The organism is Bradyrhizobium sp. 191 (assembly GCF_023100985.1).
GTDB classification, from domain to species: domain Bacteria; phylum Pseudomonadota; class Alphaproteobacteria; order Rhizobiales; family Xanthobacteraceae; genus Bradyrhizobium; species Bradyrhizobium diversitatis.
Window position 1 is genome coordinate 7,493,700 of the sequence record NZ_CP064692.1, and the last position, 23,461, is coordinate 7,517,160.

Annotated in this window: 25 protein-coding genes; 8 read left to right on the plus strand and 17 right to left on the minus strand. The window is 64.4% G+C overall.

What is annotated here, in order from left to right:
• Nucleotides 1-95 precede the first annotated feature (95 nt).
• Nucleotides 96-1,280: an acyltransferase gene (locus IVB23_RS35105; protein ID WP_061882956.1), complete on the minus strand. Its 1,185-nt coding sequence runs from the start codon at nt 1,278-1,280 to the stop codon at nt 96-98.
• Between the two features lie 189 nt (nt 1,281-1,469).
• Between IVB23_RS35105 and IVB23_RS35110 the strand changes: the two genes are divergently transcribed.
• Nucleotides 1,470-1,643, plus strand: coding sequence for a DUF1328 domain-containing protein (locus IVB23_RS35110; protein WP_061883064.1), 174 nt, complete (start codon nt 1,470-1,472; stop codon nt 1,641-1,643).
• A 111-nt stretch (nt 1,644-1,754) separates the two neighbouring features.
• Here IVB23_RS35110 and IVB23_RS35115 read toward each other — a convergent pair whose 3' ends face one another.
• On the minus strand, nt 1,755-2,114 hold the full coding sequence (locus IVB23_RS35115; RefSeq protein ID WP_247801550.1) for a DUF427 domain-containing protein: 360 nt from the start codon (nt 2,112-2,114) through the stop codon (nt 1,755-1,757).
• A gap of 192 nt (nt 2,115-2,306) precedes the next feature.
• Here IVB23_RS35115 and IVB23_RS35120 point away from each other — a divergent pair, with 192 nt between their 5' ends.
• Nucleotides 2,307-2,543: a BolA family transcriptional regulator gene (locus IVB23_RS35120; protein ID WP_008139419.1), complete on the plus strand. Its 237-nt coding sequence runs from the start codon at nt 2,307-2,309 to the stop codon at nt 2,541-2,543.
• 24 nt (nt 2,544-2,567) lie between these two features.
• Nucleotides 2,568-3,761 carry a low temperature requirement protein A gene (locus tag IVB23_RS35125; RefSeq protein ID WP_061883063.1) on the plus strand — a complete coding sequence of 398 codons (1,194 nt, stop codon included), beginning with the start codon at nt 2,568-2,570 and terminating at the stop codon, nt 3,759-3,761.
• Nucleotides 3,762-3,770: 9 nt separating this feature from the next.
• Here the strand turns inward: IVB23_RS35125 and egtD are convergent, their stop codons facing one another.
• Together egtD and egtB are read right to left on the minus strand one after the other, a co-directional pair.
• On the minus strand, nt 3,771-4,742 hold the full coding sequence (gene egtD, locus IVB23_RS35130; RefSeq protein WP_247801552.1) for an L-histidine N(alpha)-methyltransferase: 972 nt from the start codon (nt 4,740-4,742) through the stop codon (nt 3,771-3,773).
• A gap of 135 nt (nt 4,743-4,877) precedes the next feature.
• Nucleotides 4,878-6,176 carry an ergothioneine biosynthesis protein EgtB gene (gene egtB, locus IVB23_RS35135; protein WP_247801553.1) on the minus strand — a complete coding sequence of 433 codons (1,299 nt, stop codon included), beginning with the start codon at nt 6,174-6,176 and terminating at the stop codon, nt 4,878-4,880.
• 237 nt (nt 6,177-6,413) lie between these two features.
• Here egtB and grxD point away from each other — a divergent pair, with 237 nt between their 5' ends.
• The 3 genes from grxD (at nt 6,414) to IVB23_RS35150 (ending at nt 8,675) form a co-directional block, all read left to right on the plus strand.
• Nucleotides 6,414-6,740 (plus strand): Grx4 family monothiol glutaredoxin, encoded by a 327-nt coding sequence (grxD, locus tag IVB23_RS35140; RefSeq protein WP_061883061.1) that lies wholly within the window; start codon nt 6,414-6,416, stop codon nt 6,738-6,740.
• Nucleotides 6,741-6,743: 3 nt separating this feature from the next.
• The gene (locus tag IVB23_RS35145) at nt 6,744-7,301 is read left to right on the plus strand and encodes a macro domain-containing protein (RefSeq protein WP_247801554.1); all 558 of its coding nucleotides are present in this window, start codon (nt 6,744-6,746) and stop codon (nt 7,299-7,301) included.
• Nucleotides 7,302-7,412: 111 nt separating this feature from the next.
• Entirely contained in the window at nt 7,413-8,675 is a 1,263-nt protein-coding gene (locus IVB23_RS35150; protein WP_247801555.1) for a serine hydrolase domain-containing protein, read from the plus strand.
• On the opposite strand, the gene IVB23_RS35155 is transcribed toward IVB23_RS35150, so the two are convergent.
• The 9 genes from IVB23_RS35155 to IVB23_RS35195 all read right to left on the minus strand — a co-directional run bounded on the left by IVB23_RS35155 (nt 8,676) and on the right by IVB23_RS35195 (nt 16,279).
• Nucleotides 8,676-9,743, minus strand: a complete 1,068-nt coding sequence (locus IVB23_RS35155; protein WP_247801557.1) for a threonine aldolase family protein — start codon at nt 9,741-9,743, stop codon at nt 8,676-8,678. It abuts the gene before it with no gap.
• 32 nt (nt 9,744-9,775) lie between these two features.
• Nucleotides 9,776-10,078, minus strand: a complete 303-nt coding sequence (locus tag IVB23_RS35160) for a type II toxin-antitoxin system RelE/ParE family toxin (protein WP_247801558.1) — start codon at nt 10,076-10,078, stop codon at nt 9,776-9,778.
• On the minus strand, nt 10,057-10,284 hold the full coding sequence (locus IVB23_RS35165; protein WP_197967348.1) for a hypothetical protein: 228 nt from the start codon (nt 10,282-10,284) through the stop codon (nt 10,057-10,059). Before IVB23_RS35165 ends, IVB23_RS35160 begins: the two co-directional genes overlap by 22 nt.
• Nucleotides 10,285-10,397: 113 nt before the next feature.
• A complete protein-coding gene (gene rpsD / locus IVB23_RS35170; protein WP_061882948.1) occupies nt 10,398-11,015 on the minus strand; it encodes a 30S ribosomal protein S4 in 618 nt (205 codons plus the stop codon).
• A gap of 297 nt (nt 11,016-11,312) precedes the next feature.
• Nucleotides 11,313-12,080, minus strand: a complete 768-nt coding sequence (locus IVB23_RS35175) for a hypothetical protein (RefSeq protein WP_061882947.1) — start codon at nt 12,078-12,080, stop codon at nt 11,313-11,315.
• 312 nt (nt 12,081-12,392) lie between these two features.
• Nucleotides 12,393-13,166, minus strand: coding sequence for an aldolase/citrate lyase family protein (locus IVB23_RS35180; RefSeq protein WP_247801559.1), 774 nt, complete (start codon nt 13,164-13,166; stop codon nt 12,393-12,395).
• Between the two features lie 61 nt (nt 13,167-13,227).
• Entirely contained in the window at nt 13,228-14,025 is a 798-nt protein-coding gene (gene murI, locus IVB23_RS35185; RefSeq protein WP_247801561.1) for a glutamate racemase, read from the minus strand.
• Between the two features lie 108 nt (nt 14,026-14,133).
• Nucleotides 14,134-14,940, minus strand: a complete 807-nt coding sequence (locus IVB23_RS35190) for a cyclic nucleotide-binding domain-containing protein (protein WP_061883060.1) — start codon at nt 14,938-14,940, stop codon at nt 14,134-14,136.
• 256 nt (nt 14,941-15,196) lie between these two features.
• Nucleotides 15,197-16,279 carry a preprotein translocase subunit SecD gene (locus tag IVB23_RS35195; RefSeq protein ID WP_247801563.1) on the minus strand — a complete coding sequence of 361 codons (1,083 nt, stop codon included), beginning with the start codon at nt 16,277-16,279 and terminating at the stop codon, nt 15,197-15,199.
• A gap of 228 nt (nt 16,280-16,507) precedes the next feature.
• Here IVB23_RS35195 and IVB23_RS35200 point away from each other — a divergent pair, with 228 nt between their 5' ends.
• Nucleotides 16,508-18,415: an acyl-CoA synthetase gene (locus IVB23_RS35200; RefSeq protein ID WP_247801565.1), complete on the plus strand. Its 1,908-nt coding sequence runs from the start codon at nt 16,508-16,510 to the stop codon at nt 18,413-18,415.
• Between the two features lie 125 nt (nt 18,416-18,540).
• On the opposite strand, the gene IVB23_RS35205 is transcribed toward IVB23_RS35200, so the two are convergent.
• Both IVB23_RS35205 and purB read right to left on the minus strand, forming a co-directional pair.
• Entirely contained in the window at nt 18,541-19,713 is a 1,173-nt protein-coding gene (locus tag IVB23_RS35205; RefSeq protein ID WP_061882943.1) for a M20 aminoacylase family protein, read from the minus strand.
• 172 nt (nt 19,714-19,885) lie between these two features.
• Nucleotides 19,886-21,193: an adenylosuccinate lyase gene (purB, locus tag IVB23_RS35210; RefSeq protein WP_247801566.1), complete on the minus strand. Its 1,308-nt coding sequence runs from the start codon at nt 21,191-21,193 to the stop codon at nt 19,886-19,888.
• A gap of 541 nt (nt 21,194-21,734) precedes the next feature.
• Here purB and IVB23_RS35215 point away from each other — a divergent pair.
• A complete protein-coding gene (locus IVB23_RS35215; RefSeq protein ID WP_197969619.1) occupies nt 21,735-22,322 on the plus strand; it encodes a TetR family transcriptional regulator in 588 nt (195 codons plus the stop codon).
• Between the two features lie 60 nt (nt 22,323-22,382).
• Here the strand turns inward: IVB23_RS35215 and IVB23_RS35220 are convergent, their stop codons facing one another.
• Nucleotides 22,383-22,688, minus strand: a complete 306-nt coding sequence (locus IVB23_RS35220) for a hypothetical protein (protein WP_061882940.1) — start codon at nt 22,686-22,688, stop codon at nt 22,383-22,385.
• A gap of 112 nt (nt 22,689-22,800) precedes the next feature.
• Complete coding sequence (locus tag IVB23_RS35225; protein WP_061882939.1) at nt 22,801-23,454, minus strand: response regulator transcription factor; 654 nt, start codon at nt 23,452-23,454, stop codon at nt 22,801-22,803.
• Between the last annotated feature and the right edge of the window lie 7 nt (nt 23,455-23,461).

The following is a 23,461-nucleotide window of genomic DNA, read 5'->3' on the forward strand; positions in this document are numbered from 1 at the left end:
GCAGCGATATCCGGGACCGCTGTCGCTTGTGGCAGGACCCCGGATATCGCTGCGCTCATCCGGGCTACGACCCCGCCGTAACGGGAGGCCATGCCTCACAGCACTTTCGACGCGCCCGGGATCTGCCGCAACGCTCGCGTCAGCGCCCAGCTCGCCGCGACAGTCAGTACGAACCCGATCGTGGCCTTGACGATCGCCGGCAGGTCATAGTCGAACAGCCAGTATTGCAGCCAAAGCGCAATCGGGTAGTGCACCAGAAACATGCCGTAGGCGTCCGCCCGCATCGGATCGAGCAGCTTGGCTGAGCCTGATTGCCTGAACCTCTGAAAGAAGGCCAGGATCAGAAACATGATGGCCACGCTGAAGACAGCGAAGCAGAGGGCGTAGAGCCCCTCATACCAGTTCGGCAACGGCGACGGATTTCCCAGTATTTCGCGCTTGATGAAGATCAGCACCCAGAGCAGGCAATACGGAACGATCGCCAGCACCATCCAGTCCCAGCTCACTTTCGCCATCCGACCGTCTGCCGCGAGCAGTCCGCGATCCATATTTGCGACGCCGATGCCGGCCCCGAAAAAGAAGTAGCTCGCATAGAGCATCACGCGTCCGTGCTGGACCGAGAATGGGCCGAATTCGAACCAGCTGCTTTGGCCATAACGCATCAGCCCGGGAACATAGAACGCCGTGGTGACGGCGAGCATGACTGCGAAGAACACGGCGGGCCGGCGGCGACCGTACAGCGAGAGCCGGTTGATCGGACCAAGCAAATTGGGCGACAGCCGATACAGGATGCAGGCAACCAGGTCGAAGGCGAACAAGACCCAAAGGAACCAAATCGGCCCGCTCGGCCACGGGCCCTTCGTGACCATATTCCACCAGAATTCCGAAAAGCCGATCTCGGGATGGTGCCGGAGGGAGATGGCGTAATAGGCGAGCGGAATGACCGTGAATGCGCAGATCACGAACGGCAGGCCAAGCCGAAGCAGGCGATCTGCAAGATAGTTCAGCGGTCCCTTGCGGGCGATGCCCGACCACGCAAACAGGCCCGACAGGAAGAAGAACATCGCCATGAAGAAGCTGTCGGTGGCGAGCACGATCATGTCGAAGCCGAAGAAGTACTTCGGATCGGTATGACCAAAATAGGTATAGGGAAGCACGGCATGGTGGAGCAGCACCACCAGCGTCAGGAAGGTGCGGGCGCGATCAAGCGCCAGGTTTCGCGATTTGGCTTTAGGCACTGCGCTGATGTCGGCATGCCCCACGGTGGAAATCGATGTCATGCACGCCTCCCAGCAGGCTATGTCGTCAAATGTTGCAGCGGGGAACCTGATTCAGCAAGGCCGAATCATGCCCCGACAGCTCCGCATCGCCGCTCCGGGTTGTTGCGGAACCCGTGACGCAACCCGCAGTTAGAACGAGTGAATGGATCGGCCGCCGTTGTCGCGGCCATGGCGGTCGCGGAGCAGGCAATGACAATCCTCAAATGGGCGTTGATCTTCCTTCTTGTCTCGATCGTGGCCGGCGTGCTCGGCTTCACCGACATTTCGGCCGCCTCCGCCGATATCGCCCGCTTCCTGTTCTACGTCTTTGTCGTGATCTTCCTCGTCCTGCTGATACTGGGCCTCACGATCTTCAGGGCTTAGCGGGGCTGCGCCCCACACGCTCGGTCGTGACAGCGGCCTTGACCCGGGCACCCATCGATTGCGTCCAAGGCGGGAAGAAGCCCCGGCCATGACGGCGGCATACGGAGCGCGCTACCCCACTTCTTCGATCTTCACCTTGTCCGGATAGAAGGCGAGATGGCCGGCAATCTCGGTCATGGCGGGGAAGGGCGTCTCATAGGTCCATATTGCGTTGTCCAGCATCTTGCCGTCGGCCTTGACGCTGAAATAGCTCGCGTCCCCCTTGTAGGGGCAGTGGGTGACACGGTCGGTGCGCTCCAGCAGGGCCATGTTGATGTCCTCTCTTGGCACATATTGCACCGCCGGATATCTGGCCTCCTTCAGGGTCAGCGCCTTGCCGGTCTCGGCGATGACGATGTCACCTGCAGTCACCCGGACGCGCCGGGGATTTGGGGTGATGGTGATGGGGTGGTCGGGCCCTGGAAGCTTCATGATTTCACGCCTTTTCGATCAATCTGCCGCGCGCGGCACTTTGTCGTGCCTTTATCCTGATGGGATCACGGATATAGTGGCGGAAAGCGTGACGGAGAAGGCCATTCACGCTAAGTTTGGGCTTGCCGGCGAGGGGACCCCGGTAGCGATTCGAACGCTTGGAAAACGGTTGGAAGAAGGAGCGAGACCCGAATGCCCATGGACGCCCACGATATCGAGGCGATGATCAAGGCAGCGATCCCCGATGCCGAGGTGACCATCCGTGACCTCGCCGGCGACGGCGACCACTATGCCGCGACCGTGATCTCGGAATCCTTCCGCGGCAAGTCGCGCGTCCAGCAGCACCAGATCGTCTATCAGTCCCTGCAGGGCCAGATGGGGGGCGTCCTGCACGCGCTGGCGCTGCAAACCGGCGTGCCCGGCACCTGACCTGATCGTGCCACGGGGGCGATGATGGCTGCGGACAATCCTCGCGGCGCGATGTTTCGCGTTATCGTGCCGAGCCAGCACAGCCGCGTCACCTTTGTCGAGCTGTTCTTCGACCTCGTCTTCGTCTTTGCCATCACGCAAATCTCGCACTCGCTCCTGCATCATTTCACGCCGCTCGGCGCGGTACACGTCGCGGTGCTGTTTCTCGCGGTGTGGTGGGTATGGGTCTACACCGCCTGGGTCACCAACTGGCTCAATCCCGAGCTGACGCCGGTCCGCCTCCTGCTCTTTTCGATGATGCTGGGCGGCCTCGTGCTGTCGACGACGATCCCGACCGCGTTCGAGGGGCGCGGCCTGTGGTTCGCGATTGCCTACGCGACCATGCAGGTCGGACGTACCGCATTCTGGCTGCTCGCAACGCCGGAGCATCGAACGGCCGTGCGGCATAACGCGATCCGTATCCTGATCTGGTTGTCGATCTCCGCCGTCTTGTGGATCGCAGGCGGCCTGTCCGAGGGAGATACGCGGCTGTGGCTGTGGATCGCGGCGGTAACCTGGGAATACATCTCGCCGGCGGCACGCTTCTGGGTTCCGAAGCTCGGGTTTTCCTCGCTCGAGGCGTGGGCCGTCGAAGGCGGCCACATGGCCGAGCGCTGCGCGCTGTTCGTGATCATCGCGCTCGGTGAGGCCATCGTCGTCAACGGCGCCACCTTTGCCGAGCTCGACTGGACCGCGAACAACATCCTGGCCTTCGTCTCGGCGCTGGTCGGCGCCATCGCGATGTGGTGGATCTATTTTCACAAGGGCGCGGAGGCCGGAGCCGAGCGCATCTCGAAGTCCGCCGAATCCGGCCGCCTGGCCCGGCTCGCCTACACCTATCTGCACACGCCGATCGTGGCCGGCATCATCCTGACCGCGGTCTCGGACGAGCTGGTGCTGAAACACCCGAGCGGCCATTCCGACACCCGCACCATCGTGAGCACGGTCGGCGGCCCACTGGTGTTCCTGGTCGGCACCATCCTTTTCAAGTACGCGATCCGCGGCTTCCTCCAGCTCTCGCACGGGATCGGCATCACCCTGCTGCTGGTGCTGTGGTGGTTCGCAGCCGACCTCTCGCCGCTCTGGCTGTCAGTCGCCACCACGATGATCATGATCGTTGTGGCGGTTTGGGAGTCGGTGTCGCTGGGATCCGAGCCGGAAGAAGCGGCGGAGCATTGAGCCCCGGCGCTACTCCGCGACCTCCAGCGCATGTACCGAGAACATGTTCGCCGCGTCCATCCAGCTCTCGCGGACGCGCCAGCCCGCGCCCTGCGCCAGCGTGGCGAAACGCTCGATGCTGTATTTGTAGCTGTTCTCGGTGTGGATGCTCTCGCCCGAGCGGAACGAGAAGCTGGTGCCGAGCAGCCGCACGGTCTGGCTCTTCTTGCTGATCAGGTGCATCTCGATCCGGTGCCGCTCGCGATTGTAGATCGCGCGATGGGTGAAGGCGGAGAGATCGAAATTGCCGCCGAGCTCGCGATTGATGCGCACCAGCACATTCAGGTTGAAGCGCGCGGTGACGCCGGCGGCGTCGTTGTAGGCGTCAAAGAGGATCCGCTCGTCCTTCTCGAGATCGGCGCCGATGATCATCTGCGCGCCCTTGCCGAGAATCTTGCGGGCGCTCCTCAGGAAGGCCTGGGCCTCTTGCGGCTCGAAATTGCCGATGGTCGAACCGGGGAAGAAGCCGACCTTCGACATGGACGCGACCTGCTTGGGCAGCTCGAACGGCGCCGTGAAGTCGGCGGCGACCGGATAGATGCCGAGCGTCGGGAAGTCCCGCTTCAGCCCGTTCGCCTGCGCCTTCAGGAAGTCGCCGGAGATATCGACGGGGACGTAGGCCGCGAACCTGCAATGATTGAGCAGCAGGCGGACCTTCGTGGTCGCGCCGGCGCCGAACTCGACGAGCGCCGCGTGCTCCGGAATGATGTTTGCGATCTCGCCGCCGCGCTCTCTCAGGATCGCAAGCTCTGTGCGCGTCGGATAATATTCCGGCAGGCGTGTGATCGCCTCGAACAGTTCCGATCCCGTTGCGTCATAGAAGTATTTCGGCGACAGCCTTTTCGGCTGCTGCGAGAGGTCCTCGATGGCCTCGCGGGCAAAGGCGGTGGTCTGCTCGTCGGGAAGATGGGCTTCGGCCAAAGCGCTGGCGTGCACATTCATGATACTCTCCTGAACGCGCTGTCCGGCGCGCATTGATCGTCGGATGAACCTGAAGCGCGATGAGACCGCGCTTCAGGCTGTCGTTTGAGCATGACCTATTTCGGGAAACCGCTGCACACCTCTCCGGATCATGCTCTAGTCGTAATCGGCGAGCCGCAGTCCGGTGAACTGCCAGCGATGGTGCGGATAGAAGAAGTTGCGATAGGTGATACGGCTGTGGCCTTGCGGAGTTGCGAGCGAGGAGCCGCGCAGCACCAGCTGGTTGACCATGAACTTGCCGTTGTACTCGCCGAGCGCGCCTTCGACGGCGCGGTAACCGGGATAGGGTGAATAGGAGCTGCGGGTCCATTGCCAGACGATGCCGAAGGCGTCGTTGAGCTGGCCGGCGCGGGCCGCGACCTCCCATTCCATCTCGGTCGGCAGGTGTTTTCCGCACCAGCGCGCGAAGGCGTCAGCCTCATAGTAGCTGATGTGGCAGACGGGCGCGTCCGGATCGACCGGCTTGAGGCCGGCCAGCGTCATCACGTGCCATTGACCGTCGATCTCGCGCCAGTAGCCCGGGGCCTGCCAGTCTTCCTTGCTGGCCGCAGCAAAGCCGTCCATCAGCCAGAGCGTTGCCGTCCGATAGCCGCCAGCCTGCATGAAGGCGAGCCACTCGGCATTGGTGACCAGATTGCGGGCGATCCTGACCGGACCGACGAGGGCGCGATGGGCGGGCTTCTCGTTGTCGAAATGGAAGCTGTCGTCGACATGGCCGACGGTGTGGATGCCTTCGTTGAGCGCCGGCCAATCCTCGCCGTTGCGCGTTGCGGCCGGGAAGCGCCAGTCCGGATCGTAGGCCGGATAGATCGGGTTCTGCGCAAAGGCATGCAGGATGTCGGTGAACATCAGCTCCTGATGCTGCTGCTCATGATTGAGTCCCACCTCGACCAGCGGCGCGATTGCGCGGAGCTTGTCCTCGCCAGCGTCGCGGAAGAATTTGACGACTGCGGCATCGACGTAATTGCGATAGGCGCCGACCTGGTCGGCGCTCGGCCGGGTGATGTCGCCGCGATGATTGCGGGCATGTCGCGGGCCGGCGCTGACGTAATAGGAATTGAACAGGAACGCGAAATCGGGGTGGAAGGGCCGGTAGCCCGCAGCGTGCTCGCCGAGCAGGAATTGCTCCCAGAACCATGTGGTATGGGCCCGGTGCCATTTGGTCGGGCTGGCATCGGGCATGGACTGGATCTGCTGGTCCTCTGGTGACAGCGGCGCTGCCCGCCGTTCGGTCTCATTGCGGACGGTGAGAAACGCCGATTCCAGCCGCTGGGCGAGGTCGTCCGGAAGGGAGGACGGTGACGAAAGCTGGGGGGCGGCCGTAGCTGAGGCTTGTTTCGTCACGTTTTTCTCCAGACAGGACAAGAGAACGTTGTTTGCGCGACCCGGTTCCATAACGAGGGTTCGTCCTAGATAGGGGCTCCGTTACGGTATGAAAGTCCTCTCCGGCGATGATATTGATGTCATCAGCCTATGGACCTGTTGGGCTCTGCACGTTCGCCAGGGGCCCGTCGCCGCCATTTTACTTTGGATGCACAACGGTTTGGGCTACATATATGGGTAGGTATCGGGTTAAATCGGTCGAGCCGGCCCGAAATGATTGGTGGGGGCTCGGCCCAGAAGGACATGGATATGAGCATCGAGGAATTCATCGCCAACGAAGTGAAGTCGAACGACGTGGTCCTGTTCATGAAGGGCACGCCGCAATTTCCGCAGTGCGGATTCTCCGGCCAGGTCGTCCAGATCCTCGACCATATCGGTGTCGGCTATAAGGGCCTCAATGTCCTCGAATCCGCCGAGCTGCGCAATGGCATCAAGGAATACTCGAACTGGCCGACCATCCCGCAGCTCTACGTGAAGGGCGAGTTCGTCGGCGGCTGCGACATCGTCCGCGAGATGTTCCAGGCCGGCGAATTGCAGCAGCTCTTCTCCGAAAAGGGCGTCGTCGTCGCGGCCTGATACGTGACCGTGCTGACGCGCCGGATCGGCGGCGCCAGGCTTGAGGTCATCGTTGCCGACATCACGACACTCGGCGTCAACGCCGCCAACACGTCGCTGCTTGGCGGGGGCGGCGTGGACGGTGCGATCCATCGGGCGGCCGGGCCCGAGCTCGTCGCTGAATGCCGCATGCTCCACGGCTGCAAGACGGGTGACGCGAAGATCACCAGGGGCTATCGGCTCAGGGCCGCACATGTGATCCACACCGTCGGTCCGGTGTGGAATGGCGGCACGCTCGGCGAGGACGACCTGCTCGCCTCCTGTTATCGCCGATCGATGGAGCTGTGCGGTCGGCACGAGCTGACCTCGGTGGCATTCCCCGCGATTTCGACCGGCATTTTTCGCTTTCCGGCCGACAGGGCGGCCGATATTGCGGTACGCACCACGATCGAAGCGCTCGCTGCTGCGCCGTCCGTTGCTCGCGTGGTGTTCTGCTGCTTCGCCGAGCCTGGCGCCGATCTCCATGCCGAAGCGCTTGCGCGACACGGCGGCCCCGGCAATATCGGCGGCGCTGTTTCGTGATCGATCCGAGGCAGGACAAGTTCCTCGTCCTCCTGAAGCAGATCCCGACCGAGTGCGAGCGCGTGCAGCAAACATTGAAGCAGTCGGTTCATGAAGCCATGGAGAAATGACATGCGTGGGCGCCGCGCGTTCATCGCGGGGCTCGTTCTTCTCGTTGCCGTCGTCGGTGCGAAGGCCGGCGCCGAGGGACGCGCTGCCCGCACGCTCTCTACGGAAGGGCTGGCGAAGGTTTCCGACTACATCCGGAACGAGGTTGCCACAGGCAAGATCCCCGGCGCCATCCTGCTGCTCCAGCAACACGGCAAGCCGGTCTACTACGCGAATTTCGGCGTTCGCGATGTCGGCACCCAGATATCGATGAGCGCGGATACGATCTTCCGCCTCTATTCGATGTCGAAGCCGATCACATCCGTCGTGGCGATGATGCTGGTCGAGGAAGGCAGGCTTTCGCTCGACGATCCCGTGTCCAAATACATTCGGGCCTTTGCCGGCATGAAGGTGGGCATCGAAAGGAAAGCAGCGGACGGCAAGGTTTCGCTGATGCTGGAGCCGCAGCAGCGTCCGATCACGATCAAGGACCTTTTGCGCCACACCGCGGGGCTGCCTTACGGCTTTCGTGGCGGTGGACTGGTGCGCGAGGTCCATGCCGCGGCCGACCTCTTCAACAGCGATCTTTCCAATGCCGAGTTCGTCGCGAAGCTCGCCACGATGCCGCTCGCCGAGCAGCCCGGCACGGTGTGGACCTACGGTTTTGCCACCGATGTGCTCGGCCGCGTCGTTGAGGTGGTCTCGGGCAAGACGCTGCTCCAGTTCGAGAAGGAGCGGCTACTCGACCCGCTCGGCATGACCGAGACTGCGTTCTACGTTGCCGATCCCGCCAGGTTTGCACGTATCGCCGAGCCGATGCCGGAGGACCGCAGTATCAGCCCGACGACTGCAGTCCGCGACATCAGGCGGCCCGTGAGATGGGAATCGGGCGGCGCCGGCATGGTCGGCACGATCGGCGACTACGCCCGTTTCGCGCAGATGCTGCTGAATGGCGGCACTTATGAGGGCCGTCGCTATCTGAAGCCCGAGACCATTGCGCTGATGGTTTCGGACCACATCGGACCCGAGACGAAGATCGTCCGCGACCAGATGTACTATCCGGGTGGAGGATCAGGCTTCGGCCTCGGCTTCGCGGTGCGCACCTCGGTGCCGCCGGGCACCTCTTGGCCGCTCGGCGAATATCGCTGGGACGGTGTTGCCGGCACGTTCTTCTTCATCGATCCCGAAGACGATCTGTTCGGGATCTTCATGGCGCAGACGCCGTCGCAGCGCGGCCGGATTCAACTCGAGCTGAAGACGCTGATCTATCAGGCGATGGGGCGGTGATCAGGCGCCGCGCACGATCTCGCGCACGTATCCGATCGTCTCCTCGATCTGGCTCGCATTGACGTCCAGATGGGTGCAGGCGCGGATGCGGCCGTCCATCATCGCGAGCGTCACGCCGCGCTGACGGAGGGCTGAGACCATCTTATCGCCGGGAATGCCGGCGCCATCGGGCCTGAAGAACACGAGATTGGTCTCGGGCTCCTGCACCTCGATGCCCGAGATCTGCGACAGTCCGCGGGCAAGCGCCCGCGCATTGGCGTGGTCGTCGGCCAGGCGCTCGACGTGATGGTCGAGCGCGTAGATGCAGGCCGCCGCGCAGATTCCAGCCTGCCGCATCGAGCCGCCGAGGCGCTGCTTCCACTGCCACACCGCGTCGATGAAGGTGCGTGAGCCCGCGAGCACGCCGCCGATCGGCGCACCGAGGCCCTTGGAGAAGTCGATCCAGGCTGAATCCCAGCCAGCGGTCATGTCGCGCGGAGAGATGCCGCTTGCCACGGTGGCGTTGAGCAGGCGTGCGCCGTCCATGTGGGTGACGAGCCCGTGTTGCCTGGCAATCGCGACGATTTCGTCGAGCGCGGTCTTCTTCCAGATCGTGCCGCCGCCGATATTGGCGGTCTGCTCGACGCTGACGACGGTCTGCGGCGGCTGGTAGCGCGTGCGAGGATGCAGCGCCTTGCGAAGAGTCTCGGGTGTGAACTGGCCATCGGGGCCCTTGAGCTGCGTGACCTGGAAGCCGCCGATCGCCGCATGCGCGCCGCCCTCGCGCGCGATGATGTGCGCGGTCTCATGCGCGAGGATCTCGTCGCCGGGACGGCAATGAACCAGCGTCGCGGTGACGTTGCACATCGTGCCGGAGGGCATGTAGACCGCCGCTTCCTTGCCCAGCAGATCCGCGACGCGCTCGCACAGCGCATTGACGGTCGGATCGTCGCCGACCTGCTCGTCGCCGACCTCAGCCCGCGCCATCGCCTCGCGCATCCCGGCCGTCGGCCTGGTCTGCGTGTCCGAGAGCAGGTTGATTCGGACAGGTGGTGCCTTGGGATCGATCGGGGGAGGGGTGTAGAGCATCAACTTGCTCCTCGCATGGCACTCACTCGCGATCAGCGAGTTCTGGATGGACGCCGGGCGGCGTGGCGAAACCGCATAATAACGATTTCCGTCTCGGTCACACGATAATCGATCAGATAAGGATAAGGGTTGACTGGCAAGCGACGGACGTATGCTCGAGTGGTCTGCCGCCCTGCATAAGGATGATCCTGAAGCAGAGCGATGAGCGCGACAATGCGGTCGCGTACGTGGCCCGCTCCCTGGGGCGAGCGCGTCTCGATGCAAGTCAGGACTTGGTCGATCTGGGCGAGAGCCCGCGTCGTATAACGGACCTTCACAGCCCGTGCTTGGCCCACATCGCGCGGACCTCGTCGGGGCTAGCCAGCTCGCCGCGAGTGATTTCAGCTTCGGCCTCCGCGAGATCGGCATCTTCCGCCGCCGTCAGCTGGATCGGAGGCTGCTCGACGCCCGCAAGTTCAAGCAGGGCTCGCGCCAACTCATCCTGCTGCGAATCGGGCAGGCCGGAAACCTTGCTGAAAGCCTCTTCCAGAAGACGAGTCATGCTCAACTCCGCGATGAGGGATCATAGCACAGATGGCCTGAGACATGGGAATGGCCGGCTCAAACAAAAAGGCCCCGGAAACCGGGGCCTTTGAGCAATGGATCGCGAAGATATCAGCGCGAATAGAATTCGACGACCAGATGCGGCTCCATCTGCACCGGGAACGGCACGTCGGAGAGGCCGGGAATGCGGGTGTACTTCGCGGTCATCTTGCCGTGGTCGACTTCGAGATAGTCGGGGACCTCGCGCTCTGGGAGCTGGCTGGCTTCGAGCACGTGGGCGAGCTGCTTGGAAGCTTCCTTGACCTCGATCACGTCGCCGACCTTGAGCTGGTAGCTCGAGATGTTGACCTTGCGGCCGTTCACCTTGACGTGGCCGTGGTTGATGAACTGGCGGGCGGCGAAGATGGTGGAGACGAACTTGGCGCGATACACGACCGCGTCGAGACGGCGCTCCAGGAGGCCGATCAGGTTCTCGCCGGTGTCACCCTTGAGGCGGCTCGCCTCGACATAGATGCCGTGGAACTGACGCTCGGAGATGTTGGCGTAATAGCCCTTCAGCTTCTGCTTGGCGCGCAGCTGCACGCCGAAGTCGGAGAGCTTGCCCTTGCGGCGCTGGCCGTGCTGGCCGGGGCCATATTCGCGGCGGTTCACGGGGCTCTTCGGGCGGCCCCAGATGTTCTGGCCCATACGGCGATCGATCTTGTACTTCGCCTCACTGCGCTTAGTCATCGCGTCCTCTTCGGTTGCATGGTTTGAGGAAACGCGCCCTCCTGTGTGACGGGATGATCCCGGCACCGACAGGTCCGATCCCCAAAGCTTAAGGGATTTGACCACGGGTCGCGAAACGCTTCGCGGGCCGAAATCGGCCCGCGAGCAGGCGGCTTTTAGGGGAGTTTGGGGCCGGCTGTCAATTCATTAGCCTGTCTCTCTAGCCCGTCATTCCGGGGCGATGCGCAGCATCGAACCCGGAATCTCGAGGTTCCGGGTTCGGCTCTTCGAGCCGCCGCCCCGGAACGACGATATCTTCTACGTCCCGACCGCCCGAATCGGCTTCGACCCCGCCGCCCGCAATTCCGCAGCGATTTCAGTGTTCAGGACCTGCTCCAGCCGGGTCAGGACCCGGGCAATCGGGGCGGCGTCGGTGACCCGGTGGTCCCAGCGGATCACGACATGGATGGTCTGGTCGGGCTCGACGCGCCCGTAACTGACGATATAGGGGCCCGGCGTGATGGGGTGGAGCTCGCCGCCGCCATAGGCGGCCACCGAACTCACCCCGAAGCTGCCGAACCAATTGCCGCGCTGGCGGCCGAAATTCAGACCGATGGCCCACGACAGCCGCCGGAGCGGCAACGGCAGGCGGGTCGCCCGCATGATCTTGCGGAACATCGGGACGTCAGCGATCGGTGCCGTCTTGCCGCGTCGGATCTCGGCATCGATCGCCGCCAGCGACAGGGCCTCCGGGGCCGCGATTCGCTGCGGCATCATGCATTCCTCGCCGGCCTCGACCCGGGCGATCGCCACCAGCGCCACGCTCTTCGGCAGCTCATAAAAGGCCGGCCACGGCCATTTGACGTAGACGGTGCGCAGGATCGGCTCGTCTCCGGCGACCAGGGCGAAAGCCTTGACGAACATCGCGGCCCAGCCGGCGGGCGCCGTTGCAGCTGCGCGGGCGTCCAGCAGGGGGCGGATATTGAGCGAACGGGAGAGCGAAACGAACGGCACGCCCATCGAGGCGTGCATGAGGTCGCAAATCAGGCGGCGCCGCAGCGAAATGGTCTTGGGCGTCCCGCGCATTGGTCTCCGGTTCCTGGGATAAGACTAAAATATGTGCAACGAGCGCGTCGACCGCTCGCCGCGTGCTTAGCATGAACCAACCGGCTTGGGGCCCCTGGGTTCGTCGCTTTCAGCGCGCCGGCGAAGCCAAGTGGCTTGGTGTTGTTGGCGGCTCAAATCTAATAACTTCAATTATTTGTCGTCAGAGGCAAGACCTGTTGGGCGAGGCAGGCAAATAACAGCGCGAGCAAAGTCTCCTTGAGCACGTTTCCCCCTGAACCGCGGACCCTGACAGCGCCGCGGCGGCAAGGCCGACCCGCTCGCTGCGGCGATTCAGCGCTTGATGCCCTCGAAGGCCGCCATGATGCCGCGCTGGAACAGCGACCAGTCGAAGCCGAGCGCGATCGCGCGGTAGCCGCGGTCGATCAGGGCGTTGGCCTGATCGGCGGTGCGCGCCACGCCCCCGATCGGCACGCCGCTTCTGAGGATGCCGGCCTCGGCGCGCGCGATCAGTTCGAGCAACTCCGGGTCGTCCATCTGGCCGCGCTTGTTGATGGAGGTGGCGAGATCGCCGGGGCCGATCACGGCGACGTCGATGCCCGGCGTCGCCATGATCTCGTCGATGCGGTTGACCGCGTCGACATGCTCAATGGTGATCATGCAGATCATCTCGTCATCGGCGCTCGCCATGTAGTCCGGCATCGACTGGCCCCAGCGGAACGGGGCGTGGAACGGACCCCAGAGCCGGTCCCCGCGTGGCGGGTAGCGCACGCTACGGACCGCTTTCTCAGCCTCCGCGCGATTGGTGATCATGGGGAAGTTGATGCCGAAGGCGCCGATGTCCATCGGTGCCTTGGCAAGCCATGGCTCGTTCGCCGCGATCCGCACCAAGGGGGTGCAGGGCGTGCCGGTCGTGGCGGCGATCATCGCATGCGCTTCGGCCAATCCGATTGGACCGTGCTCGAGATCGACGATGATCCAGTTGAGCGAGCGCGCCATGATCTGCACGGTCTGCACGCTCGGAATCGTCGCAATGGCGCCGAAGGCGGGGCGGCCCTCGCGCCACAATTGGCGGAGGCGGTTGAGCGGCGTGGTCGGGATCGACATGGAGAGGCCTGCGGGCAGGTGACGACGTCGAAGCCTAGCAGCGGCTCGTTGCCGCGCAAAGTCAGGCCAGCGCGCGCCCGCCGAAGAACGGCGTCAGCGTGGCCGACAGGCCGTGTGCGCGGTTCGATGTGAAGATCATCTCAGCGCCCGATTGCGCGAGTGCGCCGATCCGCGGGCCAAGCAGATCGGAGACGCGGCGGGCGATCGCCGGGGCCGGATCGATCCAGTCGACCGGCCAGGGCGCGAGCCGCCTCAGCCGGTCGAGCAGCAGCGGATAATGCGTGCAGGCGAGCACCACCGTGTCGGTGCGCGATGTCGCGTCGGCGGGATCGCCGATGAAGCAGGGCGCGAGTTCGGCGACGAGGGCCTCGTCGCTGACCGGCGCGCCGCGGAGCTCGGCTTCGGCCAGCGACGCAAGCTCGGGCGAGCCGACCAGCGTCACCTCGCAGCCTTGCGCGAAGTCGCGGATCAGCGCCTTCGTGTATTCCCGCTTCACCGTTCCCTTGGTGCCGAGCACCGAGACGCGGCGGGTCCTCGACTGCGCGCAGGCCGGCTTGATCGCCGGCACCGTGCCGACGAAGGGCACGGAATACGCGGCGCGCAAGTGAGACAGGACCAGGGTGGACGCCGTGTTGCAGGCGATGACGACGAGGTCGGGATCATGCGTGCCGATCAACTCGCCCATCAGCGGCACCACGCGGGCGATGATCTCAGCCTCGTCATGGTGCCCATAGGGGAAGAAGGCGTCGTCGGCGACATAGACGTAATGGGCACCCGGGCGCGCGGCCACGACCTCACGGAGCACCGTGAGCCCGCCAAGGCCGGAATCGAACACCAGGATGGTCTCAGAATTGGTCACGCCGATACCCTAGCCCGTCATGGTTACCATTCGGTTTTTAGGGCGATTTTGCGGCGGGGCCCCGCAAAGTCCCGGACGGAGGTCGACGTCACGTGGCCCCGCGGGCGGTCACGCGATCCTGTTCGTCGTCGCCGCGCGCTCCGCCGCCAGCTGCTTCTGCAGGCGATCGATGTTTTGCAGGAGGCGCTGGCTGGTCAGCACCAGGAAATAATAGCCGAACTGCGGGTCCTGGAAGTAGATCTCGAGCAGCCGGTCATAGGTGATCGTCAGCACCTGGCCGTCTTCGATGCATTGAATCGTTCCGGTGCGCCGGTTGTCAGGTGTGAGGAAGCCGAGCTCGCCCATCAGCGCCCCGGGCCCAATCTCGACGTTGATCTCCTTGACCAGGAACTTGCCGGTGACCGTGAGGAGCATTTCCTTTGCGGGATCGCCCAGCTTGAACAGAGTGTCGCCGCGGCGGTATTTGCGCTCGGTCATGAACGGCTTGAGCCATTCGATCGACATGTCGCCTTCGGCCGCATGGCGGGCCTTCTTGACCAGCTTGAGCATCTGCCGCAGGCGCAGGGCGTTGATCGGAAGCAGCAGAAGGTACAGCAGGAACGTCGCGACATTGGCGGAGAGCGCGCCGAAAACGGTGAACAACGCGCAGCCGATCATATTGGCGACGCGCAGCGGCACCATCGTCCGCATCAAGAGGGTGGCGACGAAGAAGCCGGCGCCAACCGCGGCGAACAGATTGGCCAGCGTGATATTGCTGACGAAGATCTCCAGCAGCCGGTTGAAGATCGCATCGTAAGTGACGTTGTTCGGGTCGAGGCCCATCTGGATCAGGATCTTGGCGATCCTGAGGTTGTCGGTTGCCGCATCGAGAATGCGGTCGAGGATCGACGAAATGTCTGCGCTGCCGGACGGCATGATCTGGTCCTCGCGTAAGGCCTTCAATCCTGGTCGGCACCCGTATAGCCGAAATCGAATGACGACCGCCTGAATGACGCTTCCGGCCGTCATGCTGCAAGAGGCAAATTTTAGCCTGATCGGGCGTTTCGGCAATTGCCCCTTGGTTGCCCGGCTGGCCACGGCGCGGGGCGTGATTCGGGGCAGCCGGTGCGGGCTGCGGCGTCGCGGACCGGCCAGGATGCCGGTGCGGCCAGGGCGTGGCGCGACCTGTCGCTTAAGGCTTGGTGGCGGGCTGCACGACCTGCTGCTCGACGAGGCCGAGGCGGCCTGGCAGCGAGCCGGCGCGCAGCAGCATCGCGACGCTGTTGGCCTCTTCCAGGGTGAAGTTGCCGGCGATCTGGCCCGAGCCGCCGGTGATGGGCTCGCGGATCACGGGAGCGGAGATCACCTTGTCGTCGAGCACGATGGCAAAGGGCTTCCCGACGTTCTCTGCGGTGATGTGGGCGAAGCGCCGCGCGCCGCGGCCGTTGAAGCGGAACGAGGCGATCGGCTCCTTCGTGTCGCTCGTAAATCCCGGGCCGGCATAGCTGATGTCGTCGCCCTCGAGCGCGCTGTCCCTGGCGACGAGATAAGGAAGCCTGTCCTTGAAGCCGAGCAGGACTTCCGTGCCTGCCGGCGGCGTGCCCGTCTGTGCCCGCTCCGCCGGCATCGAGAGATCGATCAGTCGGAAGCCGACCTTGACCTTCCTGGCGAAGATCGCGGTGACATGCTCGGGCTCCATCACGCCGGGCAGGAAGATGCGGATGCGGTCGGTCCCATCGACTTGAACGCTGGCAAGCTTGACGCCGGCGTCCTTGAGGCGCTGCTCGATCATGGCGATGGAATCTTCGACGAGGTCGCGCAGCCGCTCGGCGGATGCGGCATCGGTCGGTGCAAGCCTGATCAGACCGTCTCCGCCATCAGTCACGGTGAACGCATGCGCCGGCAGTCCCTCGGCCGCCGATGCGAGTTTGCGCGTGAGCTGTTCGCGGCCCTTCGCGTCCGCGATCTTCACGTCGACGCCGCCGTCGCGGATCGCAAGGCCGGAGAAAGCGATCCGTCCCTCGCGCAGGGTCTTGTAGACATCGTCGCGCAGATCCGTGACGGCCGCCGCCTGCAAGCCGTCAGTGTCTACCTTGTAGACGATGCGGGACCCGCCCAGCTTCTCCATCTTGTCGGCGACGAAGGCTGCGATTTTGGCCCGCATCTTGTCGAACTGGGTGTCCGCGCCGAGAGTGGCAGAGGGCAGAGCGATCGCGAATACCGTCGCGAACGCGGCGATCAGCTGCGTGATGCGATTCCGCAGGGGCGTCGTCATGATCACCTCAAGTCTTGCGGCAGGACGCTGGCGAGCGAATTCAGTGCCAGTTCTTGGTCACCGCATCAGCTGCAGAGGTTCAAGTGCCACGGCCGGTAGGCAATGGACGAACGCTCAATCATCCATCATTCTGTCCGCGCTCGGCCGGCCATCGGCCGGAGCCTCGCCGAACCAAGATGTCAGAAGATACGGGGGCGGGGACATGCATCTGAGGGAGGACGGAATTTCATGGCGGGTATCCACGCGCTCGATCGGTTGATCGGCAACGACTATCCGGATCTGTTGACGGACGAGGAGGTCCGGGCGTTCGAGCAGGTCCCTTACGCAGACCGCGTCGCGGCCGAGAGCACCTATGACGCCATCAGGCTAGGTGCGGCGCGCAATCCCGACGGGGCGGCGATCCAGTTCCTGCAAAACGCCGATCCCGCCGACACGCCGCTAGTCGTCACCTATCGCGACTTCATCGCGCGCGTCACGCAGGCCGCCAACATGTTTCACGCGCTTGGCGCCGAGAAGGGCGACGTCATCAGCTTCATGCTGCCGCTGGTGCCCGATGCCTTCGTCACGCTGTTCGGCGCGGAGGCCGCCGGCATCGCCAATCCCGTCAACCCGCTGCTCGAGCCACACCAGATCGCCGAGATCCTGGAGGCCGCGAACACCAAGATCCTGGTGGCGCTCGGACCGATGCCGGGTACCGACATCTGGCAGAAGGTCGAGCAGATCCGCCCGCAGCTCAAGAATCTAAAGGCCATCGTGCAGGTGTTCGGCGGCGGCGATCCGGTCAAGGGCATCTTCGCCTTCAGCGACCTGATCAAGCAGCACCCGGCGGACCGGCTCGTCGGCGGACGCCAGATTCTGGGCAGCGACATCGCTGCTTATTTCCATACCGGCGGCACCACCGGCACGCCAAAGCTGGTGCGGCACACGCATGCCAACCAAGTCTATCAGGCCTGGGCGCTCAATCTGCTGTTGAAGGGCAAGCCCGGCGCCAATCTGCTGTTTGGCATGCCGCTGTTTCACGTCGGTGGATCGCTGACACAGGTGCTGACGACGCTGTCGAGCGGCGGCTCGCTGGTCGTGCTGTCGCCGAGCGGCTGGCGCAACCCGAATGCGGTGAAGAACATCTGGCAACTCGCCGAGCGGTTCAAGCCCGAAGCGCTGTCGAGCGTGCCGACGGTGCTTGCCGCCACGCTCGCGGTGCCGCCGGGCAACGCGGATATCTCGAGCCTGAAATATGCGGCAGGTGGCGGCTCGGCGATTCCGGTCGCGGTCGGCTCGGCGATTCAGGAGAAACTGAAGCTACCGGTGGTCGAGGTCTACGGCATGACCGAGACCTCGAGCGTGCATACGCTCGCCTATCCCGGCCGGCCGATCCGGCTCGGCTCGGTCGGCCTTCCCATGCCCTATGCGCGGGTGCGCATCGTGCAGCTCGATGCCGAGGGACGCCTGATCCGCGACTGCGCGACCGACGAGATCGGCGTCGTCATCATGGCCGGGCCAGGCGTGTTCGGCGGCTATCTCAACGACGAGCACAACAGGGGCGCCTTCGTCGACGAGGTCTGGGTCAACTCCGGCGATCTCGGCCGGCTCGATGCCGACGGCTATCTCTGGATCACCGGCCGCGCCAAGGACCTCGTGATCCGCGGTGGCCACAACATCGATCCGGCACCGATCGAGGAGATCATGTTCGGTCACCCCGCGGTCGGCTTCGCCGCGGTGGTTGGCCAGCCCGATGCCTATGCCGGCGAGCTGCCGGTGGGCTACGTGCAGTTGAAGTCGGGCGCCAAGGTCGAGCCGGGCGAGCTGGAAGCGTGGGTGCGCGAGCGTACGCCGGAGCGCGCCGCCGTCCCGGTACAGGTCATTCCGATCGATCCGATGCCGGTGACCGGTGTTGGAAAAGTGTTCAAGCCGCAGCTGCGCTGGGACGCGGCGCAGCGCGTGTTCACCAAGGTGCTGGCCCCGCTGGTCGAGCGCGGCATCGATTGCAAGGTGAAGGTCGGCGCCCATGGCAGCCACGGCTCGATCGCGACCGTGACGCTGACGGGATTACCGGAGGATCAGCGCGAGGTAGTTGCGAGCGAAGTGCATGCGCTGCTTGCACCGTTCGTGATGCGCCACGAGGTGGTGCAGGTGTAGACGCTTGCGTTGAACCGTGGCCCGGATGAGCGAAGCGATATCCGGGACTATGGGACCACCCGGTGTGGCTTTCCCGGGTGTCGCTTCGCTCACCCGGGCTACAAGCTACAAGCGCGAAGGCGGTGCTACCCCGCCGGCATCCGCGTCTCGACCAGGCGCGCCCAGAACGAGGCGCCATGGCCCAGGATGTTGTCGTTGAAGATGTAACCCGGGTGGTGGCACTCGTTGCCGTCGCCCATGCCGACAAGCACCATTGCGCCGGGGCGTGCTTCCAGCATGAACGAGAAATCCTCGGCGCCCATCATCGGGACGAACTTGTCGTTGACGCGATCGGTGCCGACGATGTCGCGGGCGACGTCGGCGGCAATGCCGGCCTCGCGGGCATGGTTCATCGTCACCGGGTACATCCGCGTGTACTTCGTCTCGGCCGAGCCGCCATAGGCGCGGGCGATACTGTCGGCGACTTCGCCGATGCGGCGCTCGACGAGATCGCGCACCTCGGGGTCGAGCGTGCGCACGGTGCCGCCGAGCTCGGCGACCTCCGGGATGATGTTGAAGGCGGTGCCGGAATGGAACTGCGTGATCGAGATCACCGCCGATTTCAGCGGGTCGACGTTGCGCGCGACGATCGATTGCAGCGCATTCACGATCTGCGAGCCGATCAGCACGCTGTCGACTGATTTGTGCGGGCCTGCGCCGGCGTGCCCGCCCTTGCCGCGGACGGTGATCTGGATGTTGTCGGAGGACGCGAGCATCGCGCCGGGCGTGGTCGCGAAATGACCCTCGGGCAGGCCCGGCATGTTGTGCATGCCGTACACCTCCTGGATGTTCCAGCGCGTCATCAGCCCGTCCTCGACCATCGCCTTGCCGCCGCCGCCGCCTTCTTCGGCGGGCTGGAAGATCATCACGGCCGTGCCGTCGAAATTGCGGGTCTCGGCGAGGTATTTGGCGGCGCCCAGCAGCATGGCGGTGTGGCCGTCATGCCCGCAGGCGTGCATCTTGCCGGGGACCTTGGAGGCATAGGGCACGCCCGACGTCTCCATGATCGGCAGCGCGTCCATGTCGGCGCGCAGGCCGATGGCCTTGCCGGAGGCTGACTTGCGGCCGCGGATCACGCCGACCACGCCGGTGCGGCCGATGCCCGTCACCACCTCGTCGCACCCGAACTCGCGAAGCCTGTCGGCCACGATGCCGGCGGTGCGGTGGACTTCGTAGAGCAGCTCGGGGTTCTCGTGGAAGTCATGGCGCCAGGCGGCCATTTCGTCGGAGAGGGCGGCAACGCGGTTGACGATGGGCATGGGGGGATCCGTTTTCTGTCGTCGTTGGTAGGGTAGGTTAGCCCTGCAGATGCGCATAGCGCATCTGCGCGGCGTAACCCACCACTGTTTGTCTCAGCGGGAGCGAAAAGAGGTGGGTTACGCCCAGCGGACTGCGCTGCGCGCAGGCCGCAAGGCTAACCCACCCTACGATTTACGCTTCCCCGAACACGCGCTTGAAAATCGTGTCGACGTGCTTGAGGTGATAGCCGAGGTCGAACTGTTCCTCGATCTCGGTGTCGGTGAGATACTTCTTCACCTCGGTGTCCTTCTTCAGGAGCTGGAGGAAGTCGCCTTCGCCGCGCCAGACCGGCATCGCGTTACGCTGCACGAGCTTGTAGGCGTCCTCGCGGCTTGCGCCCTTCTGCGTCAGCGCCAGCAGCACGCGCTGCGAATGCACGAGGCCGCCGAGGCGGTCGAGGTTCTTCTGCATGTTGGCGGGATAGACGAGAAGCTTGTCGATCAGCCCGGCGAGGCGCACCAGCGCGAAGTCGAGCGTCACGGTGGCATCCGGCCCCATCATGCGCTCGGCGGAGGAGTGCGAGATGTCGCGTTCGTGCCAGAGCACGACGTTCTCCAGCGCCGGCGTCACATAGGCGCGCACCATGCGCGAGAGGCCGGTGAGGTTCTCCGACAGCACCGGGTTGCGCTTGTGCGGCATCGCGGAGGAGCCCTTCTGCCCTTCGGAGAAGAACTCTTCGGCCTCGAGCACCTCGGTGCGCTGCATGTGACGGATTTCCACGGCGAGGCGCTCGATCGAGGAGGCAATCACGCCGAGCGTCGAGAAATACATGGCGTGACGGTCGCGCGGGATCACCTGGGTCGAGATCGGCTCGGGGACAAGGCCCATGGCTTTCGCGACATGCTCTTCGACGCGCGGATCGATCTGCGCGAAGGTGCCGACGGCGCCGGAGATGGCGCAGGTCGCGACTTCTTTCCGCGCTGCAATCAGGCGCTCCTTGGCGCGGGTGAACTCGGCATAGGCATAGGCGAGCTTGAGACCGAAGGTGACGGGCTCGGCGTGGATGCCGTGGCTGCGGCCAATGGTCGGCGTCATCTTGTGCTCGAAGGCGCGCTTCTTGAGCGCTGCCAGCACTTTGTCGAGGTCGGCGAGCAGCAGGTCCGCGGCGCGGGTGAGCTGGACGTTGAGGCAGGTATCGAGCACGTCGGAGGAGGTCATGCCCTGGTGCACGAAGCGCGCCTCGGGGCCGACGATCTCGGCGAGGTGGGTGAGGAAGGCGATGACGTCGTGCTTGGTCTCGCGCTCGATCTCGTCGATGCGGGCGACGTCGAATGTGGCGTCCTTGGCCTTGGCCCAGACCGTTTTGGCGGCCTCCTTGGGGATGGTTCCGAGCTCGGCGAGCGCGTCCGCCGCATGCGCCTCGATCTCAAACCAGATCTTGAACCGGGTCTGCGGCTCCCAGATCGAGGCCATTTCCGGGCGGGTATAGCGGGGGATCATCTGACGGCTCCAGGAAGGTGGGCGGGCGACCCTAGGGGGTGGCGCCGGCCAAAATGCTTTTTACGCCGTGATTTAGCAGAGCTGGGAGGCCTGAACAAACGGCGGGCGCAAGCTAGCAGGGGATGATTGGACCGAGCAGGCAGCCAACGCCAAGGTTCGGCCGGTAGCGGTATCCGGCGAGGGGCCTCCCCCGGCCACAGAAATCAGCGGTCAATCACGGATCATTGACTGACAGATATTGAAATCTGTCAGCGAGACATGTATATCCGTCTCCGGACGCTCCGATTGGGCGTCCCGCGTGACCCCGGATCGAAGAACGGGGACCGCGGACGAATGGAGACTTACGACAATGACGACCGAAATCCTCAATTTCACTGGCGTAATTGGGCATTGGCTCAATTTGCTGGTGGCGCGCCAGATCGCGGCGCAGGCTGCAAAACTGCCTCATTAAGGCATAGGCCTTCCGAACGACCGGCAAGGGCGCTTCGGAAGCAGCCCTACTGCCGGGTAACTGAGCCCCAAACGGGAACATGGTGCTGGCATGAATGAAGCCGTTGTCTTGACGCCGGAGCGGATCCTCGAAGTCACCGAGGACGTGCTCAGGCGCTACGGACTTGCCAAGGCCACCGTGGTCGACGTTGCCCGTGCGCTCGATGTGAGCCACGGCAGCGTCTATCGCCATTTCCCCAGCAAGGCCTCGCTGCGCGAGGCCGTTGCCAAACGCTGGCTGGACCGCATCGACGCGCCGTTGCTGGCGATCGCCAACGAGCAGGGGTCGGCGCACGACAGGCTCGACCGCTGGCTGCGCACGCTGTTCGCAGCGAAGCGTTCGCGTGTGCTCGACGATCCCGAAATGTTCGAGACCTACCTGACGCTGGCACGCGAGGCCTGCGCGGCCGTCAAATGCCACAAGGACACCATGATCGACCAGATCGCGGCGATCCTGACCGATGGCGTGAAGCGGGGCGAATTCGCCGTGGGCGACGTCAAGGCAACCGCGCGCGCGATCTTCGATGCGACCGTCCGCTTCCATCATCCGGCCCATGCCGACGAGTGGAAGGACGCCGATCTCTCCGCGCGCGTCGATGCGACGCTCGCTCTGCTGCTGCGCGGGCTGAGGACGGCCTAACCGCGGCAGACTTATCCCGATCATGCTCCAGGGCCGCAGGGCCCATTCAGGCTGGGCTCATCAACCTCGCGTCTTCTGGAGAGCGGCGCCGTCGCGAAGCGAGGGCGAGGATGCCGATTGTCTTCGCGCTTGGAAGGCATGATCGGGCGACGGCACGACGGGCGGACTGTCCGGATATGCGTTGACGGCGATTTCGACGGCGTCCTTCGACCGCTTTCGCAGCCGGTAGAACGTCAGCTCCTGATCGAACATGGGGCAGCGAAAGTGGACGACGGCCGTGTCCGGCAGGCGGCAAAGTTCATCGATGAGCTCGCCTACCGTGATGATCGGGGGATGGTCGACTGCCTTATGGTGACCCTTACTCATGACCCTTTACTCCTTCTCTGGCGTACTAACCGGAGCCGGATCGGCTCCGTTCCAATTTCGTTCAGCAGATTGAGAAGCTTCAGGGGGATAAGGCAGTGCGGCAGCCTGGCTGCTAGATCCTGGTCAGCCCACAGGTCGCGGCCAGCCGCACGAGTTGCGCATCCGTGCGCGCGCCGGTCTTGGTCTTGATCAGGTAGTGATAGTTCTGCACCGTCTTGACGCTGAGATTGAGATGCGTCGCGATCTGCTCGGTGGTGGCGCCGCCGGCGAATTGACGCAGGATCTCGATCTCGCGCTCACCCAGCTGGTCCAGCGCCGAACCCGTCGGCGACAGGCTGTCCTCGGCCAGAATATGCGCGATGTCGTCGCTCATGGCGCGCTCACCGCGTGCCACGCTGCGGATGGCGTGCACAACCGCGGACGGCTCGCTGCTCTTGGTGACGAAGCCCGAGGCTCCGGCGCCGAAGGCGGCCTTCACCAGCACGGCTTCGTTGTGCATGGTGAAGACGAGGATCCGCGCCCGCGGGCTGCGCGCGCGGATGTTGCGGATCGCCTCCAGCCCGCTCGCGCCGGGCATCGAGATATCGAGCACGACGACGTCGGGGTCATGCGCCTTGAACGCGCTGTAGGCATCCGCGGCGTTGTCGGCCTCCGCCACGACGTGCAGATCGCCCTGGCTTTCCAGCACGCGCCGGTAGCCTTGCCGGACGATCGGGTGGTCGTCGACCAGCAGCACGGAGATGCCTGTTGCTGCAACCTCGCTCATCCCGGCC

What these genes read in the sequence shown, in the direction of transcription:
- IVB23_RS35105 (WP_061882956.1), bottom strand. Translation starts at nt 1,280, where the DNA reads ATGACATCGATTTCCACCGTGGGGCATGCCGACATCAGCGCAGTGCCT.
- IVB23_RS35110 (WP_061883064.1), top strand. Translation starts at nt 1,470, where the DNA reads ATGACAATCCTCAAATGGGCGTTGATCTTCCTTCTTGTCTCGATCGTG.
- IVB23_RS35115 (WP_247801550.1), bottom strand. Translation starts at nt 2,114, where the DNA reads ATGAAGCTTCCAGGGCCCGACCACCCCATCACCATCACCCCAAATCCC.
- IVB23_RS35120 (WP_008139419.1), top strand. Translation starts at nt 2,307, where the DNA reads ATGCCCATGGACGCCCACGATATCGAGGCGATGATCAAGGCAGCGATC.
- IVB23_RS35125 (WP_061883063.1), top strand. Translation starts at nt 2,568, where the DNA reads ATGGCTGCGGACAATCCTCGCGGCGCGATGTTTCGCGTTATCGTGCCG.
- egtD (WP_247801552.1), bottom strand. Translation starts at nt 4,742, where the DNA reads ATGAATGTGCACGCCAGCGCTTTGGCCGAAGCCCATCTTCCCGACGAG.
- egtB (WP_247801553.1), bottom strand. Translation starts at nt 6,176, where the DNA reads ATGGAACCGGGTCGCGCAAACAACGTTCTCTTGTCCTGTCTGGAGAAA.
- grxD (WP_061883061.1), top strand. Translation starts at nt 6,414, where the DNA reads ATGAGCATCGAGGAATTCATCGCCAACGAAGTGAAGTCGAACGACGTG.
- IVB23_RS35150 (WP_247801555.1), top strand. Translation starts at nt 7,413, where the DNA reads ATGCGTGGGCGCCGCGCGTTCATCGCGGGGCTCGTTCTTCTCGTTGCC.
- IVB23_RS35155 (WP_247801557.1), bottom strand. Translation starts at nt 9,743, where the DNA reads ATGCTCTACACCCCTCCCCCGATCGATCCCAAGGCACCACCTGTCCGA.
- IVB23_RS35165 (WP_197967348.1), bottom strand. Translation starts at nt 10,284, where the DNA reads ATGACTCGTCTTCTGGAAGAGGCTTTCAGCAAGGTTTCCGGCCTGCCC.
- rpsD (WP_061882948.1), bottom strand. Translation starts at nt 11,015, where the DNA reads ATGACTAAGCGCAGTGAGGCGAAGTACAAGATCGATCGCCGTATGGGC.
- IVB23_RS35175 (WP_061882947.1), bottom strand. Translation starts at nt 12,080, where the DNA reads ATGCGCGGGACGCCCAAGACCATTTCGCTGCGGCGCCGCCTGATTTGC.
- IVB23_RS35180 (WP_247801559.1), bottom strand. Translation starts at nt 13,166, where the DNA reads ATGTCGATCCCGACCACGCCGCTCAACCGCCTCCGCCAATTGTGGCGC.
- IVB23_RS35190 (WP_061883060.1), bottom strand. Translation starts at nt 14,940, where the DNA reads ATGCCGTCCGGCAGCGCAGACATTTCGTCGATCCTCGACCGCATTCTC.
- IVB23_RS35195 (WP_247801563.1), bottom strand. Translation starts at nt 16,279, where the DNA reads ATGACGACGCCCCTGCGGAATCGCATCACGCAGCTGATCGCCGCGTTC.
- IVB23_RS35200 (WP_247801565.1), top strand. Translation starts at nt 16,508, where the DNA reads ATGGCGGGTATCCACGCGCTCGATCGGTTGATCGGCAACGACTATCCG.
- IVB23_RS35205 (WP_061882943.1), bottom strand. Translation starts at nt 19,713, where the DNA reads ATGCCCATCGTCAACCGCGTTGCCGCCCTCTCCGACGAAATGGCCGCC.
- purB (WP_247801566.1), bottom strand. Translation starts at nt 21,193, where the DNA reads ATGATCCCCCGCTATACCCGCCCGGAAATGGCCTCGATCTGGGAGCCG.
- IVB23_RS35215 (WP_197969619.1), top strand. Translation starts at nt 21,735, where the DNA reads ATGAATGAAGCCGTTGTCTTGACGCCGGAGCGGATCCTCGAAGTCACC.
- IVB23_RS35220 (WP_061882940.1), bottom strand. Translation starts at nt 22,688, where the DNA reads ATGAGTAAGGGTCACCATAAGGCAGTCGACCATCCCCCGATCATCACG.
- IVB23_RS35225 (WP_061882939.1), bottom strand. Translation starts at nt 23,454, where the DNA reads ATGAGCGAGGTTGCAGCAACAGGCATCTCCGTGCTGCTGGTCGACGAC.